Source organism: Mycobacterium sp. 050134 (assembly GCF_036409085.1).
In the GTDB taxonomy this organism is placed as follows: Bacteria; Actinomycetota; Actinomycetes; order Mycobacteriales; family Mycobacteriaceae; genus Mycobacterium.
Window position 1 is genome coordinate 21040 of the sequence record NZ_JAZGLV010000037.1, and the last position, 7972, is coordinate 29011.

At 66.5% G+C, this 7972-nt stretch carries 9 protein-coding genes; 5 read left to right on the top strand and 4 right to left on the bottom strand.

Annotated elements, in window-relative coordinates; all coding sequences use genetic code 11:
* Nucleotides 1-169 precede the first annotated feature (169 nt).
* Entirely contained in the window at nt 170-1384 is a 1215-nt protein-coding gene (locus SKC42_RS26570; RefSeq protein ID WP_330967219.1) for a cytochrome P450, read from the top strand.
* 2 nt (nt 1385-1386) lie between these two features.
* Here the strand turns inward: SKC42_RS26570 and SKC42_RS26575 are convergent, their stop codons facing one another.
* Entirely contained in the window at nt 1387-1935 is a 549-nt protein-coding gene (locus tag SKC42_RS26575) for a TetR/AcrR family transcriptional regulator (protein WP_330967220.1), read from the bottom strand.
* Nucleotides 1936-2046: 111 nt separating this feature from the next.
* Here SKC42_RS26575 and SKC42_RS26580 point away from each other — a divergent pair, with 111 nt between their 5' ends.
* The gene (locus SKC42_RS26580; RefSeq protein ID WP_330967221.1) at nt 2047-2793 is read left to right on the top strand and encodes an SDR family oxidoreductase; all 747 of its coding nucleotides are present in this window, start codon (nt 2047-2049) and stop codon (nt 2791-2793) included.
* A gap of 133 nt (nt 2794-2926) precedes the next feature.
* Here SKC42_RS26580 and SKC42_RS26585 read toward each other — a convergent pair whose 3' ends face one another.
* Complete coding sequence (locus tag SKC42_RS26585; RefSeq protein WP_330967222.1) at nt 2927-3466, bottom strand: YceI family protein; 540 nt, start codon at nt 3464-3466, stop codon at nt 2927-2929.
* A gap of 225 nt (nt 3467-3691) precedes the next feature.
* Between SKC42_RS26585 and SKC42_RS26590 the strand changes: the two genes are divergently transcribed.
* Both SKC42_RS26590 and SKC42_RS26595 read left to right on the top strand, forming a co-directional pair.
* Nucleotides 3692-4816, top strand: a complete 1125-nt coding sequence (locus SKC42_RS26590; protein WP_330967223.1) for a M42 family metallopeptidase — start codon at nt 3692-3694, stop codon at nt 4814-4816.
* 257 nt (nt 4817-5073) lie between these two features.
* Nucleotides 5074-5325: a hypothetical protein gene (locus tag SKC42_RS26595; protein WP_330967224.1), complete on the top strand. Its 252-nt coding sequence runs from the start codon at nt 5074-5076 to the stop codon at nt 5323-5325.
* 5 nt (nt 5326-5330) lie between these two features.
* Here the strand turns inward: SKC42_RS26595 and SKC42_RS26600 are convergent, their stop codons facing one another.
* The gene (locus tag SKC42_RS26600) at nt 5331-6071 is read right to left on the bottom strand and encodes a class I SAM-dependent methyltransferase (protein WP_330967225.1); all 741 of its coding nucleotides are present in this window, start codon (nt 6069-6071) and stop codon (nt 5331-5333) included.
* A 148-nt stretch (nt 6072-6219) separates the two neighbouring features.
* Here SKC42_RS26600 and SKC42_RS26605 point away from each other — a divergent pair, with 148 nt between their 5' ends.
* On the top strand, nt 6220-6723 hold the full coding sequence (locus SKC42_RS26605) for a nuclear transport factor 2 family protein (RefSeq protein WP_330967226.1): 504 nt from the start codon (nt 6220-6222) through the stop codon (nt 6721-6723).
* Nucleotides 6724-7026: 303 nt separating this feature from the next.
* On the opposite strand, the gene SKC42_RS26610 is transcribed toward SKC42_RS26605, so the two are convergent.
* Nucleotides 7027-7972 (bottom strand): IS30 family transposase (locus tag SKC42_RS26610; RefSeq protein WP_330967227.1); only part of this gene is annotated, 946 nt, incomplete at its 5' end.

Below are 7972 nucleotides of genomic sequence, written 5' to 3' on the forward strand. Positions count from 1 at the left end.
ACGCCATGCGATCGTTTTATCACGATGAGAAATTGCCGGCGATTATTCTCAGGCCCGCCGCTGGTTGACCCGCTGCATTGAGAATCGCGGCCGACGGCCTCGGCTCGCCGCTCCCGCAAGTTCGTCGCGCGTTGTTGACGCAGTTGACGGGGCAATTCAGCCTTGGGCTATGACCGCCGTGGTGGACCCGACCGACTTCTTCGGCAGCGCCGCGATCCAGGATCCCAACCCGCTGTACGGCCGGATGCGCGGGCGCGCGGGGGTGGCCCGCATCGGTGAGTCCCCGTTCTACGCGGTGTGCGGCTGGGACGCGGTCATGGAAGCCGTGAACCGGGCTCAAGACTTCTCGTCGAATCTGACGGCGACGATGGTCTACCACGACGATGGGACCGTCACGCCGTTCGATATGGGGACGCTCGGGGGGCCGATGCATGCGCTGGCGACCGCGGACGATCCGACGCACGGCGCGCACCGGAGGCTGCTGCTGCCCCACCTCTCGGCAAGGCGGGTTCGGGTCATCGAGGAGTTCGCCGAGACCACCGCGAACCGGCTCTGGTCCGAGGGAGTGGTCGACGGGCGCATCGAATGGATGGGCGCCATTGCCAATCGGCTGCCCATGATGGTTGTTGCCCGCCTGCTCGGGCTGCCGAGTGACGATGTCGACGAACTGATCCGACTGGGGTACGCGACCACCACCCTGCTCGACGGGATCGTCAGCCGACCTCAACTGGAAGCCGCCGGCATTGCCGCGATGGAATTGTCCGCCTACGTCCTGAAACACTTCGAGCGAGCCGGCACAACCTCCGACCCTGGCCTCATCGCGGACCTCGCCGCACGCAACAATTCTGGCGAGCTCGACCAACTGCCGGCGCTCGCGATCATGCTCACGTTGTTCAGCGCGGCGGGCGAGTCGACCGCGTCGTTACTCGGCAGCGCGGCCTGGATTTTGGCCGACCGCCCGGACGTTCAACGGCAACTGCGGGCCGATCCCGAATTGCTGGGGGCGTTCATCGAGGAGGCGCTGCGCTTGGAGTCGCCGTTTCGCGGCCACTACCGGCACGTAATGCGAGACACCAGCCTTGGCGAGGTGGAGTTGCCCGCCGATTCGCGTCTGTTGCTGATGTGGGGGGCGGCCAACCGCGATCCCCGACACTTCGACGCACCCGATGACTTCCGCCTCGACCGTGGCGCCGTCAAGGGGCATGTCGCCTTCGGCAAGGGTGCGCACTTCTGCATCGGGGCCTCGCTGGCCCGCTTGGAGGCTCGCATCGTCTTTCGGATGTTGCTCCAGCGGACCACGTGGATCGACGCCGCCGACGTCGGCCGTTGGCTGCCCAGCATTTTGGTGCGCCGCCTCGAACGGCTGCAGCTCACAATTCGCTGACTTCAGCGCTTCGGCCACCCCGCCAAGGCCTGATCGGCGATTGCGTGCAATTCCGCACGGCTGGCGCCGCTGCGGGCCTGGATCGCAATCCCTTGACAGATGGCGCTGATCCAGCGGGCCAGCAACAAGGTGTCGACGTCGGGCAGTTCCCCCGCGGCGACCGCCTGGTCGAACCGGCGTGCGAGCTCACGCGCGGCCTCATCACGAAAGTCCGCGAGCCCGACCGCATTTCCGACCAGCAGGCAGCCATGCGGGTCACCCGAGGTCGTGTCGGCAGCCCCATGCACCATGGCTTCGGCGACCTCGCGAGCGGTCGGACGGGCGAGCGCCATCGCCATATAGCCGCCCGGGCCATGGATATACCGTCGCTTGGCCCGCTCGAAGAGTCCTTCCTTCGAGCCGAACTCGCTATAGATGCTGCGGCGGTTCACGCCGGTGGCCTCGGTCAGATCGCTGATGGACACGCCGTCGAAGCCACGGTCCCAGAACAGCCTCATCGCGATGTCCTCGACCGCGTCGGGATCGAATTCCCGCGGCCGCCCCACCGCCATGTCCTACCTTTCGTGATCCACGTCATACCGCTCGATTGATACTCGACACGGAGCTGACCTCATCATACTTTGTAACCAATCGGTTCGAAAATAACGGGCAGAAGGAGCGACATGAGCAACGGACCCCTCGCCGGACGGCGCGCGCTAGTCACTGGAGGCTCGCGCGGAATCGGCGCGGGAATCGTGCGTCGACTGGCCGGCGACGGCGCTGCGGTCGCCTTCACCTATTCGTCGTCGGCCGCCGAAGCCGACAAGCTGGTCGCCGAGGTGACAGCCGACGGGGCCAAGGCGTTGGCCATCCAGGCCGACAGCGCCGATCCGGCACGGGTGGCCGCTGCCGTCGAGCGGGCCGTCGCCGAACTGGGCGGACTGGACATCCTGGTCAACAACGCCGGGACAGCGCACTGGGCGCCGATCGATGAATTCCCCCAGGACGAGTTCGACCGGTTGGTGGCGGTGAACATCGGCGGCGTGTACTCGGCGATCCGCAGCGCGGTCGGTCACATGGGGGCGGGTTCGCGCATCATCAACATCGGCAGCATCAACGCCGACCGCGTGCCGGTGGCGGGGCTGGCGGTGTACGCGATGACCAAGGGCGCGGTCGCGTCCCTAACCCGTGGTTTGGCCCGCGACCTCGGGCCGCGCGGGATCACTGTGAACAACGTGCAGCCCGGCCCGATTGACACCGACATGAACCCCGCCACCGGCGAATTCGCCGACACCATGCGGCAAGTCATGGCGCTGGACCACTATGGACACACCGGCGACACCGCCGCCGTGGTGAGTTTCCTGGCCGGACCCGAGTCGAGATTCGTCACCGGGGCGAACTGGAACGTCGACGGCGGGTACACCGCCTGACGTTCCCGGGGTGCCGGGCCGGACGATAGAGCGGATGGGACCGGGTCGATGCCCGCACCTAGCGGGGCGGAGCGGGTCGGTCCACGTTGGCGGTCGCTAACATTCAGCGCCACAACGCGTTTCGCGACCGGGGCTACTGGCGCACGGCCTCCACGTTGATCGTGATCGTGACCTTGTCGCCGATCACCGCGCCGCCGGACTGCATCGGCATGTCGATGTCGATCCCAAAATCTTTGCGGCTCAACACGACCGAAGCCTCGAATCCCGCGACGGGGCCACCACCCATGCCTTCGCTGACTCCGTAAAAGTCCAGATCCAGGCTGATCGGCTTCGTCACCCCCTTGAGCGTGAATTGGCCGTCGAGCACGTAACGCTCGCCCTCGGGTCGCAGCGCTGTCGAGACGAACGACGCCTTCGGGTACGTCTCGGCGTCGAAGAACTGCGGCGACTTCAGGTGCTCGTCGCGCTGCCCGTTGCCGGTGTTGATCGAGGTGACGTCAATCTCGGCCTCCACCGACCCGATGCCGTCCGCGCCGATGGTGACCGTTCCGCCGAAGGTTGGGAACAGTCCCCGCACCTTGCTCACGATCAGGTGTCGAACCCAGAACTCGATCGAGGAGTGAACCGGGTCAATCGTCCAGACGCCGGTCTCCAAAGCGGTCGCTGTAGTCATCGATGTGCCTTTCCCGCGTTGTGCCGGACCCGGCGGGGTCGCCGAGCCCCGTTCAGTGAACCGGACCAAAGTCCGGTTGAAGCCACACTAACACCTAATCGGACCCCGGTCCGCTTGGGTGTGGGTTCGGGGGATGGCACGAGTCGGTCGCGGGCAATCGGGGTACTGGTGTCGTAGTCGACGCTGCTGGCGTCGGCCCGCCGAACCGACCATGGAAGGGGCTCGATGGCGCACCGCGATGATGACTCCACCGAGGCGATGCTTCAGGAGCTGCTGTGGAGCTACGGGCCCTGCGGCCAGGAGGACGCGGTTCGAGCGGTGTGCGCGCGGGAACTGCAACCCCTGGTCGACGACATGTGGGTCGACGCCGCGGGAAACCTGATCGGATACGTGGCCGCCAACGAATCCGCGATGACGGACGACCAGCACCACCGGTCGACCGTCACGCCGGGGTTGGGGGTCGCAACTCGGGTCATGGCGCACATGGACGAGCTGTCCATGCTGGTCAAGCGCGTCGAGCCCGACGGCACGCTCCACCTGACCCAGCTGGGCACCATGTACCCGGGCAACTTCGGCCTGGGGCCGGTCGCGGTGCTCGGCGGCCACGAGACACTCACCGCGGTGCTCACCCTCGGCTCGGAACACACCACGCAAGAGAGCCAGCGCATCTGGCAGACCAAGCCCGATCAGGGGGACCGGGCGCTCGACTGGAATCACGTCTACGTCTTCACCGGGCGTACTCGGGGAGAGTTAGACGGCGCCGGAGTGCGGCCCGGCACCCGGGTGTGCGTCCACCGCAGCAAGCGTTCATTGGTCCCGATCGGCGACTACCTGGGCTGCTACTTCATGGACGACCGCGCCGCGGTCACCGCGCTGCTGCATGCCGCCAGGGTGCTCCGCGAGGGCGGGCAGCGTCCCGCCGACGACGTCTACTTCGCATTCACCACCAACGAGGAGATCGGCGGCGTGGGCGGCACGTATGCCAGCGCCACCCTTCCAGGAACGCTGACCCTCGCCCTCGAGGTCGGGCCCACCGAGCAGGAGTATGCGACCACCGTCAGGGGCGGGCCGATCGTCGGTTACAGCGATGCCCTGTGCGTCTACGACAAGGACATCGCCGATCGGCTGATGCGAATCGCCGAAGCCCGGGGGTTGTCCCCGCAGGCGGCGGTGCTGGGCGCTTTCGAGTCGGACGCGTCGCACTCGAAGGCAGCTGGGCTAGCACCGCGCGCGGGACTGCTCTGCCTGCCCACGCTGAGCACCCACGGCTACGAGGTCGTAGCGCGAGGGGCGATCGAGGACTTGGCCGGGATCGTGGTCGACTTCGTGTTGCAGCCCGCCCAGGCATAACCGGATCGACCGACGGTGCCGAGGCGGCATACCACCGGATTTCGACGTGTCAAGGAATTCGCGCCACTAATGTGGCGACGCCGGTCACGCGAGATCCTGTGGTTGGAAACCATTGCGCCGCAGCGCGGGACGCGTGAACACATGCGTGCGGGCTGTCCCCACCGGTTAACTGATGCCAGCCGGAAAACTGCCTGAATATTCATTAAGACTGGCGTGTTGGGACGAATGTCGCGTCGCACCGCTTCTACTGTCGGTGCATGCATACCGAGTACTACTTGCAGAGAATTCCCGTCGAATCCGTCGAGCCCGGCTTCTCGCTCGCGATTCACCGCGACGGCGACTACCGGCTGTTTCAGGTGGAATGCACGCAGATGTCTCAGCGGTCCGGTCGGCCGGTGATGTTCACGCTCACCTCGGAGCCGGTGGATGGCGGCGAACCGTGGGTCTTCGAGTGCGAAGCGGGCACCCCCGTCGTTCGGATCCTCGCCGTCAGCAAGGCGGCCTCCTAGCGCCGTCAGCGGGGTTTTGCCGCGGCGACGAACTGCAGCGCGCGCTGCGTCTTCTGGTCGACGTCGACCAGACCGGCGGAGGAGAAGAGGTCGACGAAGGCGTGCCGGTCAAACATCGTCAGCCCGATCAGGCGGGCGCCGGTGCCCAGCGCGAACCGGACCGGCGGCGCGTCGGGGGCATAGCTGGTCAGGATCGCCACCCGGCCGCCCGGCCGAAGCACCCGCACCATCTCCCGCGCGACGCGAAACGGCTCGGGCATCAGGTAGAGCGCGCCGAAACAGCAGACGGCGTCGAAGGTCGCGTCCGCGAACGGCAGCCTGCGGGCGTCGCCGCGAACGTAGCAGGTGCGCGGCCCGCTGTTGTCGTGCACGGCCCGCGTCAGCATGGGCTCCGAGATGTCGAACCCGACCGCCAGGCCGCCATCGGGTAGCTGCTCGGCCAGGGGCCGGGTGAAATTGCCCGGGCCGCACGCGACGTCGAGCAGCCGTCGTGCGGTGGAGAGCCGCAGGGCCGACGCCGCTCGGCGCTGCTCCGCGCCGGTGGTGACGCCGCTGGCCACGTAGAAGGACACCGGGCGCCAGAGCCGTTCGTACACGGTCGCCACGAACGGGCTGTTCATGGCGCGCTGGGCAAAGGTCGGCGCCGGCGAGCTTGTGGATTCGCCCAGCACGTCCAGGAAACCGTGGCGCAGCACGGCCGCCTCGGTGAGAAGACCGCGGGTTGTCCCGACCGCATCCTGGCTCATGTCCTGGCTTTCGTGGCGATGCCTGAAGGCTATCCGAGAGCTCCGGCCACGGAGACCGCGCCCGGTGCGCTGGCGCCCCGCGACCCATAACTCACTCAGCGAATACCGGTTTGTCGCGACGGGCGCGAGAGCCGTAGCGTCGGCACTCATGATGGATCGCGACGCCATGGTGGAGCTGTGGGAGCGGCACACCGGCTACGAATTCGAGGCGAGGGACGCCGATCTCGCGGTGTCGACGATGGTGCCCGAAGCGCGCGTCATGCATCTTCCGACGATGAGCGGGGCATCGGGGCGTGAAGCCCTGCGGGCCTACTACGCCGACGTTTTCATTCCTGGCCAGCCGCCGGACACCGAACTCGAACCAATTGCGCGCTCGGTGGGCGACGACGTGCTGGTTGACGAGTGCGTCATGCGGCTCACCCATGACCGCGAGGTGCCGCACCTTCTTCCGGGTGTGCTCCCGACGGGTGCGTCGCTCGAGGTCCCATTCGCCGTCATCGTCAAGTTTCAGGCATCCCTGATGCTGAGCGAGACGCTGTACTGGGACCAGGCTCAAGTGCTGCGCCAAGCCGGTCTAGTACCCGATGAGGGACTGCCATTGCCGGCGATGTCCGACATCACCGGCTACCTGCGATCAGTCCGGAGGCCCTGACGCCCGTGCGCGTTGTGCGAGTGCGACGAACGGTCTCGTCGGGCCGCTGAACGTATCACCGAGTCGCTGCGCGCGGACGCCCCGTAATCGCCCGAGCTAGGGCAGATTACCTCTGCCGCAATGGTTTCCGCGGGCTCGCTGGGTGTGCCCAAGAGCGGTCGGTGCGCGCCGTGGGAGTGGACGTGCTGACCGGCTGGTTGCCGACTCGGCCTGATAACCGGGACGTCGAGAGAGTCAGGAGAACGGGCGCGGTTCATGGCTCGGGGTCGGCGACTAGTGTCGTGAGTCGTTAATAGCCCAGGTTCAATAGGTCGTCGCAACACCGGCTGATTGAAGCGATAGTAGATGGTCGTTGAGGGCTTCAGCCGGTGTTCTCCAGTTCAGTGTCTTGCGGGGCCGGTTGTTGAGTGCCAACGCGACGGCGTCGATCTCCTCGCTGTCCCAGCGCGATAGGTCGGTTCCCTTCGGAAAGTACTGTCGCAAGAGCCCATTGGTGTTTTCGTTCGTTCCCCGCTGCCATGGGCTGTGCGGGTCGGCGAAGTACACCTGCACTCCGGTGTCGATGCTCAACTGGGCGTGTGCGGCCAGTTCCTTGCCGCGATCCCAGGTCAGCGTTTGACGTAAAGCGTGCGGCAGCGTGGTGATCTTGGCGGCGATGGCGTCCTTCATGGCATCGGCGCCGTAACCGCCCAAAGCGGGGCCATTCTTGACCGGGGCGATGACACCGTAACCGGCCATCCGCGGCAGGTGCAGCAGCATCGTGAACCTCGTGGAGCGCTCCACCAAGGTGCCGATCGCCGAACGGCCCGACCCAATGATTAAGTCTCCCTCCCAGTGCCCGGGAACCGCGCGATCCTCGACCTCGGCGGGACGCTGACTGATCATCACCTCAGCACTCACGTGCCCGGCGGCTCGTTGCCGCGCACGCGCCCGCGGCACACGCAATGCACGTCCAGTTCTCAAGCACGCCACCAATTCTCGACGGAGAGCGCCACGCCCCTGGACATACAGCGAGCGGTAGATGGTCTCATGAGAGATCCGCATAGATCCATCATCGGGGAAATCGACCGGCAATCGGTGAGCGATCTGCTCAGGACTCCACGCCGTGGCCCATCGTCGGTCCTGGCGACGCCCCTTGTTGCGGCCCTTCCACTGCGGCGCCGCAGGCCCCGCGACAGGCGAGCCGTCAGCTAGACGAACCATTCCGGCAAGCCGATCGGCCACGTACTTTTGCAGCTCTGCGTTGACC

Bases quoted from the DNA above. Each gene is read 5' to 3' on its own strand.
- SKC42_RS26580 (WP_330967221.1), top strand. From the start codon at position 2,047: ATGAGCAACGGACCCCTCGCCGGACGGCGCGCGCTAGTCACTGGAGGC.
- SKC42_RS26600 (WP_330967225.1), bottom strand. From the start codon at position 6,071: ATGAGCCAGGATGCGGTCGGGACAACCCGCGGTCTTCTCACCGAGGCG.
- SKC42_RS26570 (WP_330967219.1), top strand. From the start codon at position 170: ATGACCGCCGTGGTGGACCCGACCGACTTCTTCGGCAGCGCCGCGATC.
- SKC42_RS26595 (WP_330967224.1), top strand. From the start codon at position 5,074: ATGCATACCGAGTACTACTTGCAGAGAATTCCCGTCGAATCCGTCGAG.
- SKC42_RS26590 (WP_330967223.1), top strand. From the start codon at position 3,692: ATGGCGCACCGCGATGATGACTCCACCGAGGCGATGCTTCAGGAGCTG.
- SKC42_RS26605 (WP_330967226.1), top strand. From the start codon at position 6,220: ATGATGGATCGCGACGCCATGGTGGAGCTGTGGGAGCGGCACACCGGC.
- SKC42_RS26585 (WP_330967222.1), bottom strand. From the start codon at position 3,466: ATGACTACAGCGACCGCTTTGGAGACCGGCGTCTGGACGATTGACCCG.
- SKC42_RS26575 (WP_330967220.1), bottom strand. From the start codon at position 1,935: ATGGCGGTGGGGCGGCCGCGGGAATTCGATCCCGACGCGGTCGAGGAC.